This window comes from Rahnella sp. WP5, from assembly GCF_000745615.1.
GTDB classification, from domain to species: Bacteria; Pseudomonadota; Gammaproteobacteria; order Enterobacterales; family Enterobacteriaceae; genus Rahnella; species Rahnella aceris.
Genome location: NZ_JQJR01000006.1, coordinates 122,292 through 140,304, shown reverse-complemented (window position 1 = coordinate 140,304; position 18,013 = coordinate 122,292). Strand labels below are relative to the sequence as shown.

13 protein-coding genes are annotated in these 18,013 nt (G+C 56.1%); 8 read left to right on the top strand and 5 right to left on the bottom strand.

Going from position 1 to position 18,013, the window contains the following annotated elements; translation table 11 throughout:
- Positions 1-8: 8 nt before the first annotated feature.
- Positions 9-551, bottom strand: coding sequence for an RNA 2',3'-cyclic phosphodiesterase (gene thpR / locus EX31_RS03240; protein ID WP_037033382.1), 543 nt, complete (start codon positions 549-551; stop codon positions 9-11).
- 84 nt (positions 552-635) lie between these two features.
- On the opposite strand from thpR, the gene hrpB reads away from it, so the two are divergent.
- From hrpB to fhuB, 6 genes are all read left to right on the top strand, one after another.
- A complete protein-coding gene (hrpB, locus tag EX31_RS03235) occupies positions 636-3,092 on the top strand; it encodes an ATP-dependent helicase HrpB (RefSeq protein ID WP_231576025.1) in 2,457 nt (818 codons plus the stop codon).
- Positions 3,093-3,282: 190 nt separating this feature from the next.
- Positions 3,283-5,913, top strand: a complete 2,631-nt coding sequence (mrcB, locus tag EX31_RS03230; protein WP_037033380.1) for a bifunctional glycosyl transferase/transpeptidase — start codon at positions 3,283-3,285, stop codon at positions 5,911-5,913.
- Positions 5,914-6,209: 296 nt separating this feature from the next.
- Positions 6,210-8,465 (top strand): ferrichrome porin FhuA, encoded by a 2,256-nt coding sequence (gene fhuA / locus EX31_RS03225; RefSeq protein ID WP_037033379.1) that lies wholly within the window; start codon positions 6,210-6,212, stop codon positions 8,463-8,465.
- Between the two features lie 95 nt (positions 8,466-8,560).
- Entirely contained in the window at positions 8,561-9,373 is an 813-nt protein-coding gene (fhuC, locus tag EX31_RS03220; RefSeq protein ID WP_037033376.1) for a Fe3+-hydroxamate ABC transporter ATP-binding protein FhuC, read from the top strand.
- 1 nt (position 9,374) lies between these two features.
- Entirely contained in the window at positions 9,375-10,277 is a 903-nt protein-coding gene (gene fhuD / locus EX31_RS03215) for a Fe(3+)-hydroxamate ABC transporter substrate-binding protein FhuD (RefSeq protein ID WP_037033375.1), read from the top strand.
- Positions 10,274-12,262: a Fe(3+)-hydroxamate ABC transporter permease FhuB gene (gene fhuB / locus EX31_RS03210; protein ID WP_037033373.1), complete on the top strand. Its 1,989-nt coding sequence runs from the start codon at positions 10,274-10,276 to the stop codon at positions 12,260-12,262. The genes fhuD and fhuB overlap by 4 nt, the downstream gene beginning before the upstream one ends.
- A gap of 103 nt (positions 12,263-12,365) precedes the next feature.
- On the opposite strand, the gene hemL is transcribed toward fhuB, so the two are convergent.
- Complete coding sequence (hemL, locus tag EX31_RS03205) at positions 12,366-13,646, bottom strand: glutamate-1-semialdehyde 2,1-aminomutase (protein ID WP_037033371.1); 1,281 nt, start codon at positions 13,644-13,646, stop codon at positions 12,366-12,368.
- A 186-nt stretch (positions 13,647-13,832) separates the two neighbouring features.
- Between hemL and clcA the strand changes: the two genes are divergently transcribed.
- Together clcA and erpA are read left to right on the top strand one after the other, a co-directional pair.
- Positions 13,833-15,296 carry a H(+)/Cl(-) exchange transporter ClcA gene (gene clcA / locus EX31_RS03200; protein WP_013576933.1) on the top strand — a complete coding sequence of 488 codons (1,464 nt, stop codon included), beginning with the start codon at positions 13,833-13,835 and terminating at the stop codon, positions 15,294-15,296.
- Positions 15,297-15,384: 88 nt separating this feature from the next.
- Positions 15,385-15,744, top strand: a complete 360-nt coding sequence (gene erpA / locus EX31_RS03195; RefSeq protein ID WP_013576932.1) for an iron-sulfur cluster insertion protein ErpA — start codon at positions 15,385-15,387, stop codon at positions 15,742-15,744.
- Between the two features lie 107 nt (positions 15,745-15,851).
- Here erpA and EX31_RS03190 read toward each other — a convergent pair whose 3' ends face one another.
- The 3 genes from EX31_RS03190 to mtnN all read right to left on the bottom strand — a co-directional run bounded on the left by EX31_RS03190 (position 15,852) and on the right by mtnN (position 17,939).
- Positions 15,852-16,097, bottom strand: coding sequence for a hypothetical protein (locus tag EX31_RS03190; protein WP_037033369.1), 246 nt, complete (start codon positions 16,095-16,097; stop codon positions 15,852-15,854).
- A 325-nt stretch (positions 16,098-16,422) separates the two neighbouring features.
- Entirely contained in the window at positions 16,423-17,235 is an 813-nt protein-coding gene (gene btuF / locus EX31_RS03185) for a vitamin B12 ABC transporter substrate-binding protein BtuF (protein ID WP_037033367.1), read from the bottom strand.
- Positions 17,235-17,939, bottom strand: coding sequence for a 5'-methylthioadenosine/S-adenosylhomocysteine nucleosidase (gene mtnN / locus EX31_RS03180; RefSeq protein WP_013576929.1), 705 nt, complete (start codon positions 17,937-17,939; stop codon positions 17,235-17,237). Before mtnN ends, btuF begins: the two co-directional genes overlap by 1 nt.
- Positions 17,940-18,013 lie beyond the last annotated feature (74 nt).

Here is an 18,013-nt window from a genome sequence, read left to right as displayed (position 1 = left end):
AAAAGAGATCAGGTTGCCTGCGTATCGCCCAGCGGCCAGGTTTGCAGGCAGTGATAACGGGTGCTCCCCCGCTCAAACAGGGATTCGTACAAACTGAATTCTGTGGCGTCCAGTTGCCAGCCAGGTGTGGCCGGAGGAACCGCGACCGGACGGGTCGCATTGCGGTACAGCGACACATGCGGATGAAACGGCAGTGTACTCTGATGACAACCGTTGCGCGCAGCGTGAGATCGCAATACGGAGGCCAGTTGCAACAAGGCATTGGGCGCGCGTTTTGTGCCAATCCAGACCACGCCGGAGCCTGGCCAGTGGCCGATATCATCCAGTACTACGCTGAATTTCTGTCCCTGAATACGCCCGGCGACGCGGGTCAGCGCGGCCTCTTTGAGGGCGCTGACTTCACCGAGAAACGCCAGCGTAATATGCAGATTAGCGGCTGTGACGGGGCGGCCAGTGTCCGCCGGGAAGTGGTCCGCGCGCCACTTAATCACCTGCTTTTGCATTTTTGCGGGCAGCGATAAGGCGAAAAACAGGCGGCGTTCGGCAGACATAGAGATTCCTGTGAAGACAAATCACGGCAACATGCCGGATGTGGGGCTAAATGCTACAATGCCCGCCGTTTAAAGTTAACTCTCATGGAGCATTCATTGTCTTCTTTGCCGGTCAGCGCCGTACTCGAACCGCTTTTAGCTGCACTGCAACAGGCTCAGCAGGTGCTGTTGCTTGCGCCAACCGGTGCCGGTAAATCCACCTGGCTGCCGTTGCAATTGCTGAAACAGGCCAACCTGCCGGGTAAGATCCTGCTGCTTGAACCGCGCCGTCTGGCGGCGAAAAACGTCGCTTTCCGTCTGGCGCAGCAACTGAATGAAACGCCGGGGCAGACAGTGGGGTATCGCATGCGTGCAGAAAGCAAAACCAGTGCGGCGACCCGTCTTGAAGTGGTGACCGAAGGCATTCTGACCCGCATGGTACAGGCTGATCCCGAACTGACCGGCGTGTCGATGGTGATCCTTGATGAATTCCATGAGCGCAGTTTGCAGGCCGATCTGGCGCTGGCATTGTTGCTCGATGTGCAGAATGCGCTGCGCGATGATTTAAAAATTCTGATTATGTCGGCCACGCTCGACAACCTGCGCCTGTCTTCTTTACTGCCGGATGCGCCGGTGATTGAATCCGCAGGCCGCAGTTTTCCGGTCGACAGGCAGTATCTTTCTCTCGCGACACACGAACGGCTGGATGAAGGCGTGGCGCGGGTAGTCAGCCGTCTGATGAGTGAAAATCACGGCTCGATGCTGCTGTTTTTACCCGGTGTGGCGGAAATCACCCGTGTACAGAATTTGCTGACCGGCAGACTGGCGGACGATGTCGATCTCTGCCCGTTGTACGGTGCGCTGTCGCTGGAACAACAGCAAAAAGCCATTCAGCCCTCACCGGCCGGACGCCGCAAAGTGGTGCTGGCGACGAATATTGCTGAAACCAGTCTGACCATCGAAGGTATCCGTCTGGTGGTCGACAGTGGTCTGGAGCGCAGCGCGCAGTTTGACCCGCGCAGCGGCCTGACGCGGCTGGTAACACAACGCATCAGCCAGGCGTCGATGACCCAACGTGCGGGCCGTGCAGGTCGTCTGGAGCCGGGCTTGTGCTGGCATCTTTTCAGCAAAGAGCAGGCGGAACGCGCCAGTGCTCAGGCGGAAGCCGAAATTCTGCAAAGCGACCTGAGCAGTTTCTGGCTGGAGTTGTTGCAGTGGGGCTGTCAGGATCCGGCGCAACTTCAGTGGCTGGATGCGCCGCCTCCCGCTTCGCTGTCCGCCGCAAAAAATCTTTTACAGCAGCTTGGCGCAACCGATGCGCAGGGCAAACTCACCGCTGCCGGACAACGCATGGCCCGGCTTGGTTGTGAGCCGCGGCTGGCGGCGATGCTGATTTCTGCCACAGCACAAAGTCCCGATGCGCTGGCAACGTCGGCGCTGCTGGCGGCAATGCTTGAAGAACCGCCACGCGGCGGATTACCGGATATGGATTACTGGTTCAGCCGTCCGCAGGGAAACTGGCAGCGGCGGGCAAAACAACTGGCGCAGCGTACCGGCGCGAAAAACGGTGAGCCGGATGCTTCGCTCGCGCCGTGGTTACTGGCGCGGGCGTTCAGCGACCGTATTGCCCAGCGTCGCGGCGAAGATGGCCGTTATCTGCTGGCGAACGGACTGGGGGCATCCTTGCCGCAGGATGACGGATTAACCCGCGCACCGTGGCTGGTCGCGCCGCAGTTATTACAGGGCAACAACAGCCCGGATGCCCGTATTTTGCTGGCGATCACGCTGGATATTTCGCAACTTCCGTCGCGCCTGCCGGATGTCGTCAAAGAACAGACGGCGGTAGAATGGGATGAAGAAAAAGGCACGCTGCGCGCCTGGCGCCGCTGGCAGATCGGGCGTCTGGTGCTGAAAGCCAATCCGCTGGCAAAGCCGGACGACGGAGAGCTGCAACAGGCGCTGATCGACTGGATCCGCACGCAGGGTTTGCAGGCGCTGAACTGGTCGGTCGCCGCGGAGCAATTGCGCGTGCGGCTTCTTTGTGCCGCAAAATGGTTGCCGGAAGCCGACTGGCCTTCGGTTGACGATCAGGCTTTGCTCGACGGTCTGGAACGCTGGTTACAGCCTTCTTTACAGGGTGTTCGTTCGCTGAAATCGTTGCAGCAGGTTGATTTACATGATGCCTTGCTAAGGCTGCTTGACTGGCAACAGCGTCAGCGTCTGGACAGCGCATTGCCGACTCATTACACCGTGCCGACTGGCAGTCGTCTGCCAATCCGTTATCATGCAGACCAGCCACCGGCGCTCTCGGTGAGAATGCAGGAGATGTTCGGCGAGCAGCGTAGCCCGCAACTGGCGGAAGGGCGTGTTGCTGTGGTGCTGGAACTGCTGTCACCGGCACAGAGGCCGTTGCAGATCACCGCCGATCTGGCGGCATTCTGGCAGGGTTCTTATCGCGAAGTGCAGAAAGAAATGAAAGGGCGTTATCCGAAACATCCGTGGCCGGACAATCCGGCGCAGGCATTGCCGACGCGCCGTACCAAGAAGTCTTCAGCGCCATGATGAAATGTGCATGGAAAGAACAATTTTTCAGACATTTCTTCTGGGCGAAACATAAAGCGGGGCACAGAGTAAGCGCCTTGCGGCCTGAACTTCAGGCCAGATAGACTATCCATTTGAAATCAAAAATGAAAATGACTCAGCTAAGCAGAATCATTATGACGAACACAGCAGCACGTTGGGAGATTGACTGATGTCTGGCGATGATCGCGAGCCGATTGGCCGTAAAGGTAAACCTGCCGGGCGCAAGCCTGCGCGGGCTCGTCCCGTTCGCCGTAGCCGCCGGGATGACGACTACGAAGAATACGAAGAGGAAATCGATGACGAGTATGAGGATGATGATGACTACGAAGAAGAACGGGAGTCACGCATGAGCCGTAAAGCCCCGCCGCGTAAAGCGAACAAAGGCGGGAAGAAAAGCGCCAGGCGCCGTCTGTTCTGGTTATTAGTCAAACTGTTTGTCGTCTTCCTGATTTTGCTGGGGATTTACGCGGTTTATCTCAACAAGCAAATTCATGACCGCATCGATGGCGGCAAAGTCTGGCAGTTACCTGCGGCGGTGTATGGCCGTCAGGTCAATCTTGAGCCGGACATGCAAATCAGCAAAGCTGAAATGGTCGGATTGCTGGAAGGCACGCAGTATCGCGAAGTGACGCGCATCACCCGTCCGGGCGAGTTTACGGTTCACGCGAATTACATTGATTTGCTGCGCCGTCCGTTTGATTTTCCGGAAGGGAAAGAAGGGCAGGTCAACGCCCGCCTGATGTTTGACGGCAACAGTCTTTCCGAGATTAAAAACCTGGATAACCAGCGTGATTTCGGGCTGTTCCGCCTCGATCCGCGTCTGATCACTATGTTGCAGGCGTCTAACGCCAACGGTGAACAGCGTCTGTTCGTGCCACGTTCCGGCTTCCCTGATTTGCTGGTCGATACGCTGCTGGCCACGGAAGACCGTCATTTCTATGAGCATGACGGTATCAACTTCTATTCCATCGGTCGTGCCGTGGTGGCTAACCTCACCGCCGGTCATGCGGTGCAGGGGGGATCAACGCTGACGCAACAGTTGGTGAAAAACCTGTTCCTGACCAACGAACGTTCGCTGAGCCGTAAAGCGCGTGAAGCGGTGATGGCGATCCTGCTGGATGCAGATTACAGCAAAGACCGCATTCTTGAGCTGTATCTGAACGAAGTGTATCTCGGCCAGAGCGGTTCTGATCAAATCCGCGGTTTCCCGCTGGCAAGCCTGTATTATTTTGGCCGTCCGGTGAACGAACTGAGTCTGGATCAGCAGGCATTGCTGGTGGGTATGGTGAAAGGTGCCTCGCTGTACAACCCGTGGCGTAATCCGCAAATGGCCTTGCAGCGTCGTAATCTGGTGCTGCGTTTGCTGGTTGATCAGAAAGTTATCGATCAGGAACTGTATGACATGCTCAGCGCGCGTCCGCTGGGCGTGCAGCCGAAAGGCGGGGTAATTTCGCCGCAGCCTGCGTTTATGCAGATGGTGCGTCAGGAACTGCAGGCCAAACTGGGCGATAAAGTTCAGGATATGTCCGGGGTGAAAATCTTCACCACGCTGGATCCGATTTCTCAGGATGCGGCGGAAAAAGCGGTCGAGGAAGGCATTCCGTTACTGCGCAAGAAAAGCGGTTTGAATGATATCGAGACGGCGATGGTGGTGGTTGACCGTTATACCGGTGAAGTGCGGGCGATGGTCGGCGGCGCGGAAACGCAGTTCGCGGGCTTCAACCGTGCGATGCAGGCGCGACGTCAGGTCGGCTCGCTGGCGAAACCGGCGACCTATCTGACCGCGTTGTCTCAGCCGGATAAATACCGGCTCAATACCATCCTTGCCGATCAGCCGCTGACGTTGAAACTGGCAAATGGTCAGACATGGTCGCCGAAAAACGATGACCATCAGTTCCGCGGTCAGGTTCTGTTGGTGGATGCCCTGGCGCGCTCGATGAACGTCCCGACAGTTAATCTGGGGATGGCTGTTGGTCTCGACAACATCACTAAAACGCTGATTGATCTGGGGATCCCTAAAGAGTCGCTGAACCAGACGCCATCAATGTTGCTGGGTGCGATTGCGTTAACGCCAATGGAAGTTGCGCAGGAATACCAGACCATTGCCAGTGGCGGCAACAAAGCGCCACTGTCTGCGGTGCGCTCGGTAATTGCGGAAGACGGCACCGTGCTCTATCAGAGCTTCCCGCAGGCTGTGCGCGTGATCCCTTCTCAGGCAGCGTATCTGACGTTGTATGCCATGCAGCAGGTCGTGCAGGAAGGGACCTCGCGCGCGCTGGCGAACAAGTTCCCGAAACTGCATCTGGCGGCGAAAACCGGTACGTCGAACGAACTGCGTGACAGCTGGTTTGCCGGTATCGATGGCAATCAGGTAGCGATCACCTGGGTAGGCCGCGACAACAACGGCCCGTCCAAACTGTGGGGTTCTACCGGTGCGCTGGTGCTTTACGGACGGTATCTGGAAAACGGCACACCTCAGCCCCTGGATCTGCAAATGCCGGAAGGCATCAGTACGATGAATATTGATGGCAGCGGTAACTTTGTTTGTGGCAACAGCGGTGGCTTGCTGGGCGGCAGTGGCGCGGTGCGTTCAATCCCGGTCTGGACTGATTCGCCGGACGCCATGTGTCAGGCTTCTGTGAGCGCTGTTCAGCAACAGCAACAACAGATCCAGCAGCAGCAGCAACAGCAACAACAGCAGCAATCCGGACAGCAGCAACAGCCACAATCTCAGGATGAGAAGAAAGACAGCAACGGCGTGGCGGGCTGGATCAAGGATATGTTTGGTTCAGGCAACTGATAATTAATTGATTCCGTAAAGCTAAAAAGGGCGCAATGAAAATTGCGCCCTTTTTTATTTGTCATTCTTAATCCAAATTTACCCACCCCATTTCACATTTCCAGCAAGCAAGTCACATTCATTCCCGTTTAATTTATAAGCGTTTTTACCCACGTTTAACATGAGGATACTTTTTATTCATTCGGAAAAGCCATGCATTAAATAGGCTTGCAGCCGCGTAAGCATTGAGCATAATATGCAACGTTCATAATAATAATTATCGTTTACATTCCCATTACTCTTCCAGAGATTATGCAATGGCTTCTCAATGCTCGCTTTCAACTTCAGTCCAAAAAGGTGCATTTAAGCGCCGGACGTTAGCTTTAACCCTCGCCGCTGCGCTGGGCTCTGCCGCGTTTTATGCGAGTGCAGCCACCACCGCCCCGGCAAAAGAAGACACTATAAACGTGACCAGCTCGGCAATGGCCGAAGCGGCACCCGAATCTGCGTGGGGGCCGGCGGCCACTATCGCGGCAAAACACAGCGCGACCGGCACAAAAACCGACACGCCACTGGTGAAAACGCCACAATCTATTTCCGTGGTGACCCGTGAAGAAATGGACATGAAACAGCCTGCTTCAGTAAAAGAAGCCTTAGGCTACACGCCGGGCGTTTTCGCCAGCCGTGGCAGTTCCTCCACCTATGATGCGATCGCTATCCGCAGTTCCTCCACCTATGATGCGATCGCTATCCGCGGTTTCACATCGGTGAACACCAACCAGTATCTCGATGGCATCAAACTTCAGGGTGACAACTATTCTGAAGTGTCGATGGATCCGTACATGCTCGAGCGTGTTGAAGTGCTGCGCGGGCCGTCTTCCGTTCTGTACGGTAAGAGTAATCCGGGCGGTGTAGTCAGCATGGTCAGTAAACGCCCGACCACTGAACCGCTGAAAGAAGTGCAGTTTAAAATGGGTACAGACAACCTGTACCAGACCGGCTTTGATTTCAGCGACGCCATCGACGACGCGGGCGTGTATTCCTACCGTCTGACCGGCGTGGCGCACAGCCAGGATACTCAGCAGGAGATGGCGAAAGAGAAACGCTACGGTATCGCGCCGTCTTTCACCTGGCGTCCTGATGATAAAACCAACTTCACTTTCCTGAGCAACTTCCAGAACGATCCGGATACCGGTTTCTACGGCTGGTTACCGCGTCAGGGCACCGTGGTGCCGTATTACGACGCCAACGGAAAAGCACACAAGTTGCCGACCGACTTCAACGAAGGCGAAGAAAGCAACAAGATGTCCCGCAACCAGAAAATGGTCGGTTACAGCTTCGAACACGGCTTTAACGACACCTGGACCGTGCGTCAGAACCTGCGTTACACCAAACTTGATACCCAATACAAAGGCGTTTACGGCACCGGTTATGTAGGGAATGGCGTGATGAGCCGTGCGTACGTTCAGTCAAAAGAGAAACTGGCTAACTTCGATGTGGATACCCAGGCGCAGGCTAAATTTGCCACCGCAGATGTCGATCACACCTTGCTGATGGGTGTGGATTACATGCGTATGCGTAACGACATTGATGCCGATTATGGTTCCGCCAGTAATCTGAACATGAGCAACCCGCAGTACGGCAACAGTAATGTGTCCTTGTACTTCCCGTATGAAGTTCTCAACCGTCAGGAGCAAACCGGTCTGTACGCACAGGATCAGGCGGAATGGAACAAGTGGATCCTGACCGTCGGCGGTCGTTACGATTTCGCAAAAAGCTCGACGTTTACCCGTTCAAGCAACAGCGCTACGCAAATTAATGACCAACAGTTCACCTGGCGCGGCGGTCTGAATTACCTGTTTGATAACGGTATCTCCCCGTACTTCAGCTACAGCGAATCCTTTGAACCGACAGCGGGTTCGAACAAGGATGGGAAGCCGTTTGATCCATCAATCGGTAAACAGTACGAAGCGGGTGTGAAATACATTCCGAACGATCGTCCGATCAGTCTGACGGCAGCCGTATATCAGCTGACGAAAACCAAAAACCTGACCAACGATCCTACCGATCAGACGAATACCTTCAGCGTTCAGTCAGGTGAGATTCGTTCCCGTGGTCTGGAACTGGAAGCGAAAGCCGCACTCAACGCCAACATCAACATGACGGCGTCTTACACCTATACCGATGCGAAGTACACGCACGACCTTGCTTATGAAGGCAAGCGTCCTGCTGAAGTGCCTGCGAACATGGCATCACTGTGGGCGGATTACACCTTCCACGAAACTGCACTGAGCGGCCTGACTGTGGGTTCCGGCGTTCGTTACTTCGGTTCAACCTCCAGCTTCTACACGACGGGCGATAAGACTAACGAAGCCTTTAATGTTGCCGGTTACACACTGGTTGATGCGACGATCAAATACGATCTCGCACGCTTTGGTCTGCCGGGCTCTTCCGTTGGCGTGAACGTCAATAACCTGCTGGATCGCGAGTATGTGGCAAGCTGCTACCGCGATTACGCCTGTTACTGGGGCGCGGAGCGTCAGGTGGTTGCCACCGCAACCTTCCGTTTTTAAGAGTCTTCGAATAGTCAGTATGTAAGCACTAAAATCCGGGCACGCAGGTCGTGCCCGTTTCCTGTTCTCAACCCGATGTCGACGTAGAAAATCTTATGCCTGATAACAACGTACATCCGTCTTCCCCGCTGCCAGACAGCGTCTTCCGCCTGCAGGACGTAAGTTTCAGCGTCCCGGGACGCACGCTTCTCGCGCCATTATCCCTGACCTTTGCGCAGGGGAAAGTGTGTGGCCTGATTGGTCACAACGGGTCAGGAAAGTCGACGTTATTAAAAATGCTCGGGCGGCATCAGTCTGCGACATCTGGAACGATTTACCTCAATGAAACGCCGCTGGCGCAGTGGGACAGCAAAGCCTTTGCGCGTCAGGTTGCCTATTTGCCGCAGCAGCTCCCCGCCGCAGAAGGCATGACAGTGCAGGAACTGGTGGCGATTGGCCGCTATCCGTGGCACGGCGCACTGGGTCGTTTCAAACATCAGGATAAAGAAAAGGTCGAAGAAGCCATTGCGCTGGTCGGCCTCAAACCGTTCGCCCGGCGTCTGGTGGACAGCCTCTCCGGCGGCGAACGTCAGCGTGCCTGGCTGGCGATGATGGTGGCGCAGGACAGTCGTTGCCTGCTGCTCGATGAACCGACCTCTGCGCTGGATATCGCCCATCAGAAAGATGTGCTGGCCTTGATCCAGCGTCTGAGCCGTGAGAAGGGCTTAACCGTGATCGCCGTGCTGCATGATCTGAACATGGCTGCCCGCTATTGCGATCAACTGATGGCGCTGCGCGGTGGTGAAATGATTGCCCAGGGCGCGCCGGAAGAGATGATGCGCGGCGAGGTACTGGAACAGATTTATGGCATTCCGATGGGTATTCTGCCGCATCCTGCGGGTGGCGCGCCGGTGAGCTTCGTATACTGATATGTCTGATATTTCAAATTTTTCCGGAATCACCCGTCGTCGTCTGTTGCAGATGATGGCGCTTTCTCCGTTGCTGACCTCGGTGCCTGCGCTGTCGGCATCGCGTCCCGATCTCAGCCGCATTATTGCTCTCGAATGGTTACCGGCTGAACTGCTGATCGCACTCGGCGTGATGCCGCTGGCAATTGCCGATATCCGTAATTACAACACCTGGGTGGTTGAACCACCGCTGGCACCGGGCGTGATTGATGTCGGTCAGCGTACCGAACCCAATATGGAACTTATCCAGCAGCTAAAACCTTCGCTGCTGCTGATCACCGCCGGTTATGGTCCGACGACCAGTCAGCTCGAATCCATCGCGCCGGTTCTGGGTGTCAAAGCCAATGACGGTTCGGCAAAACCGCTCAATCTGGCCATCAGTTCCCTGCATAAACTGGCGGATCGTCTCGGTTTACAGGATCGCGCCGAAACGCATTTGCAGCTGTACCGTGACACGCTGTTGCAAACCCGCGAACAGCTGAAGCCGGTCGCGCAGCAGCCGCTGCTGTTAATCACCTTTATTGATACGCGCCACGTTCTGGTGTTTGGCATGGGCAGCATGTTCCATGAAGTGATGGGTGAGCTCGGGCTGACCAACGCCTGGGCCGGGGAAGGCAGTTTCTGGGGCAGCGTATCGGTCGGCGTCGAACGCCTGACCAGCATTAAAAACGCCCGCGTATTGTGTTTCGAACACGACAACGCCGACATGATGGAGGCAGTAGCAAAAACGCCGCTGTGGAAATCCATGCCGTTTGTGCGCGCGAACCAGTTCAGCATCGTGCCCGCCGTCTGGTATTACGGTGCAACCTTCAGCGCGATGAATTTCTGCAAAATTCTCACCAGCACTCTGGGGAAACCGGTATGAACCGCCGTTCATTCAGCGTTTCGCTGACTCTCCTGATTCTGCTGGCGCTGGCCGCCGGTGCGCTCAGTCTCTACAACCTGAATCAGCAACTGCCTTATGCGCAGTGGCGCGGGGCGTTGTGGCAGCCTGATATCGATAATGTCCAGCAGATGCTTTTCCATTACAGCCTGCTGCCGCGCGTCGCTGTGGCCTTGCTGGCCGGTGCCGGGCTGGGGCTGGTTGGTTTGCTGTTCCAGCAGGTATTACGTAATCCGCTGGCAGAGCCCGCGACGCTGGGTGTTTCGGCAGGCGCGCAGCTCGGTCTGACGGTCGCCACGTTGTGGGCACTGCCGGGCGGGATGATCACCCAGCAGTTTGCCGCCATGGCTGGCGCGGTGGTGATTGGTGCACTGGTGTTCGGCATCGCCTGGGGCAAACGCATGTCACCGGTCACGCTGATCCTCGCCGGTCTGGTGCTGGGCTTGTATTGCGGAGCGGTGAATGGCCTGATTGGCATCTTCAACTACCAGAACCTGCAAAGTCTGTACATGTGGAGCAGCGGGGCGCTGAACCAGCAGGACTGGGATATCGCGAACTTCCTGCTGCCGCGGGTGATTATCGTCTGGCTGCTGGCGTTTCTGTTGCAGCGTCCGATGACGCTCCTGGGGCTGGATGATGGCATCGCCAAAAATCTTGGCCTCGGCCTGTCAGCGGCGCGTCTTGCTGTGCTGACGCTGGCGATTTTAATGAGTGCGCAACTGGTCAATGCGGTCGGGATCATCGGTTTTATCGGCCTGTTTGCACCGCTTCTGGCGAAAATGCTCGGTGCTCGTCGTCTGGCTGCACGGCTGATCATTGCGCCGGTTATCGGTGCGCTGCTGCTTTGGCTTACCGATCAGGTGATGCAAACCCTCACCACATTTTGGATGGAGATTCCGACCGGTGCCGCGACAGCGCTGGTGGGCGCGCCGCTGCTGTTATGGCTGCTGCCGCGTTTGCGCAATAACATGACACCGCCGCCAATGGATCAGGGCGATCACGTACCGGTTGAACGTCAGCATCTGGTGCGCTGGATGTCACTGGCGCTCGCCGTGCTGTTACTCGGGTTGATGGTTGCACTGATGGCCGGACGCAACGCCACTGGCTGGAGCTGGTCCACCGGTGCAGATTTACAGGCGCTGCTGCCGTGGCGTTTGCCACGCGTGATGGCGGCGCTGGCTGCGGGTATTATGCTGGCGTCATCCGGTGTGCTGATCCAAAAACTGACCGGTAATGCGATGGCCAGCCCGGAAGTGCTGGGGATCAGTTCCGGTGCGGCGACCGGCGTGGTGGTGATGATGTTTATCGTCCCGGGCGATGCCTTTGTCTGGCTGCTGCCTGCGGGCAGTGCGGGTGCGGCGCTGACGTTGCTGGTGATTATGGTGGCCTCGGGGCTGCGAAGTTTTTCGGCCGAACGTATGTTACTGACCGGTATCGCGCTCAGTACCGCTTTCACCACGCTGATGACGTTGCTGCTGGCGAGCGGCGATCCGCGAATGGGCGGCCTGCTGACCTGGCTTTCAGGTTCAACCTATTCCGTATCCGCTGAAGCCGCCTGGCGAACGCTGATTCTGGCCGGGGTGCTGATGGTTCTTGTGCCATTCTGCCGCCGCTGGATAAATATTTTACCGCTGGGGAGCGTGACCGCGAAATCAGTCGGACTGGCGCTGACGCCCACCCGTCTGGCGATTTTACTGCTGGCGGCGGTGATGACGGCGGCGGCAACGCTGACTGTCGGGCCGCTGAGTTTTGTCGGGCTGATGGCACCCCATATGGCGCGCATGATGGGCTTTCGCCGGGCGGTTCCGCAGTGGATGGTCGCCAGTATTCTCGGCGGGTTGCTGATGGTCTTTGCGGACTGGTGCGGACGGATGATCATTTTCCCGGATCAGATCCCGGCTGGTCTGCTCGCCACCTTTATCGGTGCGCCGTACTTTATTTATCTGCTGAGAAAGCAGGCGGGATAGAGAATTTCAGCCAATAGAAAATAGGGATGTTAGAGCAGATTTTTCTTTGGACGCGGCCTTAGTTCCTCCCCTTCGCAGGGGAGGGAGCGGACTTGACTGGCGCTTAAAGCTTAGCGAAACAACGACGTGCGGCATCAATCGTGCGCTGAATATCTTCCGGCGTATGCGCGAGAGACATAAAGCCTGCTTCGAAGGCGGACGGCGCCAGATAGACGCCTTCTTCCAGCATCAGGTGGAAGAACTTTTTGAAACGCTCAACGTCGTATTTCATCACGTCCTGATAGCAGGTCACGGTTTCTGCATCGGTGAAGAACAGCCCGAACATGCCGCCGACGTGGTTCACCACGAACGGAATATTTTCTTTCTGGGCCGCGTCCAGCAAGCCTTCGGCCAGTTGGGTGGTGCGTTCGGTCAGCGTCTGATGTACGCCCGGTTGCGCGACCTGCGTCAGGCAGGCAATACCGGCCGCCATGGCAATCGGGTTACCGGAAAGCGTGCCTGCCTGATAAACCGGACCGGTCGGTGCCAGCGCTTCCATCACGTCGCGGCGTCCGCCAAATGCGCCCACCGGCATGCCGCCGCCGATGATTTTACCCAGACAGGTCAGGTCAGGCATCACATCGTAATACTCCTGAGCACCGCCCAGTGCGACGCGGAAACCGGTCATCACTTCGTCGATGATCAACAGTGCGCCAAATTCATCACAAATTGCGCGCAGACCCGGCAGGAATTCAGGCAATGGCGGCACGCAGTTCATGTTGCCTGCGACCGGCTCCACGATGATGCAGGCGATGTCGTCAGGGAATTGCTCGAATGCAGCACGGACGGAATCGAGATCGTTATAGGTACAGGTCAGCGTATGTTTGGCGAAATCAGCCGGGACACCCGGCGAGTTCGGCTGGCCGAGGGTCAGCGCGCCGGAACCGGCTTTCACCAGCAGGCAGTCGGCGTGGCCGTGATAGCAGCCTTCGAATTTAACGATTTTGTCGCGATGGGTGAAACCACGCGCCAGACGGATCGCGCTCATCGTCGCTTCGGTGCCGGAGTTCACCATACGCACCATGTCCATGCTAGGCACCAGGCCGGTCACCAGCTCGGCCATTTTCACTTCCATCTCGGTCGGTGCACCAAAGCTCAGGCCGCGCTCAGCCGCCTCAATCACCGCATTACGGATTTCGGCGTTGTTATGGCCAAGCACCATCGGTCCCCATGAACCCACGTAGTCAATGTAGGCTTTACCATCGGCATCAAACAGGAAAGCGCCGTCAGCGCGCGCGATGAATAAGGGGACGCCGCCAACGCCGGAGAAGGCACGTACCGGCGAGTTAACACCGCCCGGGATTAGCGCTTGCGCCTGCGTGAACAGACTTTCTGACTTACTCATTATTCGGCTCCTGAATTGCTGGGTTCAATATGTCACGGAAAGATTAATGCGCCCATTCTAGTGAACTGAGCGGCGTTATCAAACCGCTAACCGTGCGGCATTTTGTTGCAGATCCTGTCAGGACGCCAATTTGTATGATTAAATCCATCCATCTTCCATAACATTTTTTATATTTCCCTTTCTGAGATGAATGAATCAGACACTGAAATTTTAGCGGATGCGCCCGTGCGCGGCCCGCGTAAACGCAGCGAAATCCTGCGCCTTTTACTGCGTCGTGATAAAACGCCGGTCACCATTTTGCTGGTCGCCGCAGTGGTCGGTACGGTTGCCGGCTTACTCGGCGTGGCTTTTGAGAAAGCAGTGAACTGGGTGATGGCGGTCCGGCTTGCCGGGCTGGGCGTCTTCAATGATTACTGGATCCTGCTGTGGCCGCTGACATTTGTGTTTTCTGCCGCGCTGGCGATGGTCGGCTATTATCTGGTCCGGTGTTATGCGCCTGAAGCGGGCGGTTCAGGGATCCCTGAAATCGAAGGCGCACTGGAGGAATTACGGCCGGTGCGCTGGTGGCGGGTGATCCCGGTGAAATTCTTTGGCGGCATGGGCACGCTGGGTGCGGGTATGGTGCTGGGAAGGGAAGGGCCAACCGTGCAGATGGGCGCGAATGTCGGGAAAATGATGGTCGATATTTTCCGGCTGCGCAGCGCGGAGGCGCGGCATTCGTTGCTGGCTACCGGCGCGGCGGCCGGGCTTTCTGCGGCATTTAACGCACCGCTCGCCGGTATCCTGTTCATTCTCGAAGAGATGCGCCTGCAGTTCCGTTACAGCCTGATCTCGATAAAAGCGGTGTTTATCGGCGTGATCATGTCGAGTATCGTTTTCCGTATTTTTAACGGCGACGGCGCGGTGATTGAAGTCGGCAGGCTGGCGAGTGCGCCGCTCAATACGCTGTGGTTGTATCTGGTGCTGGGCATGGTCTTTGGTGTGGTCGGCGTCAGTTTCAATGCGCTGATTTTCCGCACACAGGATATGTTTGCCCGTGTGCATGGCGGAAATCTGCGAAAAATCCTGATCATCGGCGGCATGTTGGGCGGATTCTGCGGCCTGCTCGGGCTGGTGCATCAGGAAGTCACCGGTGGCGGATTTGCGTTGATCCCGCTGGCGGCGGCAGGAAAATACAGCCTGATGATGTTGCTGGTGATCTTTGTTGTCCGGGTGGTGACTACGCTGCTGTGCTTTGCCTCCGGCGCACCGGGCGGGATTTTCGCTCCGATGCTGGCGCTGGGCACTTTGCTCGGCACCGCATTCGGCACCGCCGCGCTGGCGTGGTTTCCGCAATATGGTATTCAGCCTGCCACCTTTGCCATCGCCGGGATGGGCGCGTTATTTGCCGCCAGCGTGCGTGCACCGCTGACGGGTATCGTGCTGGTACTGGAGATGACCGATAATTATCAGCTGATTTTACCGATGATCATTACCTGCCTGGGCGCGACCCTGCTGGCGCAGTTTCTGGGGGGTAAACCCTTGTATTCCGCCATATTGACCCGCACCTTACAGAGGCAGGAACGTGAGAACGCGGAAAAAGCGCAGGGTGAGATCGCCGCTGAAGGCATCAATAAGCAGGACAGCGCAGCCAAAAATGCCCATACTTGAAGCATTAACTCAGGTATAAGATAATGAGTATATTATTCAGACAGTCAATCCGGCGGCCTGAACAAATGCGGATTGGGAGTGAGAAATTATGAGTGAAGCATTGTTGAATGAAACAACCGCGTTGCCGTTACAGTTTACTGAGGCCGCGGCGCGTAAGGTGAAAAACCTGATTTCCGACGAAGAAAACCCGAACCTGAAACTGCGCGTGTACATCACCGGCGGCGGTTGCAGCGGATTCCAGTACGGTTTCACCTTTGACGACAAAATTAATGACGGCGACATGACCATCGAAAAAGCCGGTGTGGCGCTGGTGGTTGACCCGATGAGCCTGCAATATCTGGTTGGCGGTTCGGTGGATTATACCGAAGGTCTGGAAGGTTCACGTTTTGTGGTGACCAACCCGAATGCAAAAACGACATGCGGTTGCGGTTCTTCCTTTAGTATCTAAATATCCGTCTTAAAGAAAAAGCCCGTTTGCTATGCAGACGGGCTTTTTTTATGTTGAAACCGTCGGTGTGAACAGGGTGCTCAGGTAAGTGAGCATTCACAAGGGGGTTACCACTCGACAGTCACCAGCTTCGAACCGATGCTAATTCCCGGCACGGCATTAAGCATGATTTCGCTGATATGCGGTTGCATCATCGTGTGGCTGGCGCAGATGACGGAAGTGCCTGTGTGCGCAGCATCAATCTTGCAACCCGGCAGGATGGTCAGGCTGACGCCAATCTGACCGCCCGCCATGCCCGCAACAGCCGACAGCGGGATCAGTGCGAGCAGCGCACTGAGTAAAAGAGCTTTCATTATTGTTATTCCTGCTGGTGTAGTTCAACAAAATCAGCCTGGCTGAAAAGGTTATCGGTCTAAATTTTACGGCCTTTAATCCAGATTTCTTATGATCGGGAAATAAGTCACGTTTTTATCGTGTATCGCGCCGTTATTCTTATTATTTCGCTTGTAATACAAAGAGATAATCTTAAGTCGAGGGCTGGCAACGTACGTAGGATTTTACGCCGGACATGTTACCAGATGACAGGGCAGAATTATTGATTTCGGTTAATAAACCAACAATTCGGAAAAGCGCCATGCCGGTATTTCGCGGGGGCATGGCTAAATAGTTAGTGAGCATTCACCTCTCAGGCAATGCTGCAAGCTGAGGGCAAAGTTGTTGTGCGGCAAGAAGAATACGTGGCCCGGCGCGGCTGAACCAGTCAGGATCCAGTGCGATAACCTGCGCGCTGAGCATGGAACGCCAGTAATCCTCGATCACCTGTTTTTGTGATTTTCCGCCCGATATAACAATAACCTGAGGATGACGGCTTAAAACCTGTTCCCGGCTGACCTGAGGCCAGGGCACACGACTGTCGGCGAAAATATTTTTTGCACCACAGACGTTAAGCACTTCACTTTGCATTGTGGTCGCGGCGGCAGTAAACAGCGGCTGGGTGCCGAACTGAATAAAGGCAGAAACCGGCTTTTGGCGATGATATTTCAGTTTCAGCGCCTGCCATTGCTGGCGAAAATCAGCAGCGGCGCGTTTTGCGCTTTCCGGAGAAGGGCTGTACACCGCAAGTTGTTCCAGCGCTTGTGCCACCTGTTCCGCATTTTGCGGATCAAGATAGATAACGTGGATACCCAGCGAAATCAGCTGATCCAGCGGACGTTGCGGGTTACCGCCACGCCAGGCGAGGACTACATCAGGTTTCAGCGTCACAATACGTTCGACGTTGATTCCCTGCCAGTTCGCCACCTGCTCAAGCTTGCTGGCCTGTGGCGGGTAATCGGAGTAAGCACTAACTCCGATTACCCGGTCGCCCAGACCGGCGGCAAATGCCAGTTCTGTCAGATTGGGTGCCAGACTGATCACCCGTTGGGCCGGCGCCGCAGTTGCTGCCACAGGCAGCAGCAGGCAACTCAGTATGAGGCCGAACCGGCGCATCATTATTCTTCGCCAGCCGCCAGCGCTGTCAGCATCGCATCTACCATCAGGGTGGATTGCTGTGCGGCAACCACCAGGAATTCTTCAAAGCTCAGGTGGGATTCACCATCAGCAACATCAGAAATTGCGCGAACGACCACGAACGGGGTACCGAACAGGTGGCAAACGTGACCGATAGCCGCGGCTTCCATTTCGACAGCAGCAACATTCGGGAAGGTTGCGCGGATACGTGCCAGAGGCGCTGCGCCATTGATGAACGCATCGCCACTGCAAACCAGACCGCGTACGGCGTTCAGGTTGAGTTCACGGATACAGTTTTCTGCCAGTTCAATCAGCGCCGGATCAGCAGTGAACGCAGGCGGGCAACCGGCCATCTGGCCCGGTTCATAGCCAAACGCGGTGACGTCAGCATCGTGATAACGCACTTCATCAGACACGACGATATCACCGACTTTCAGGGTTTTCGCCAGCCCGCCTGCGGAACCGGTATTGATCACCACGTCAGGACGGCAATGTTCCAGCAGCAATGTGGTGCCCATGGCGGCAGACACTTTACCAATGCCGGATTTAAGCAGCGCCACGTCCACACCGTTTAACTGGCCAGTATAGATTTCGCAGCCTGCGCGTTCGATAGTCTGACGGTTGATAATCTTGTCGCGCAACAGGGTCACTTCCTGCTCCATTGCACCGATAATGCCTACTTTCATATGAATACTCGCAGATGTGGTTGGAATGAGCCGCAGCGTGTGCGGAATTGACGGTTTAATCACGAAAACAATGT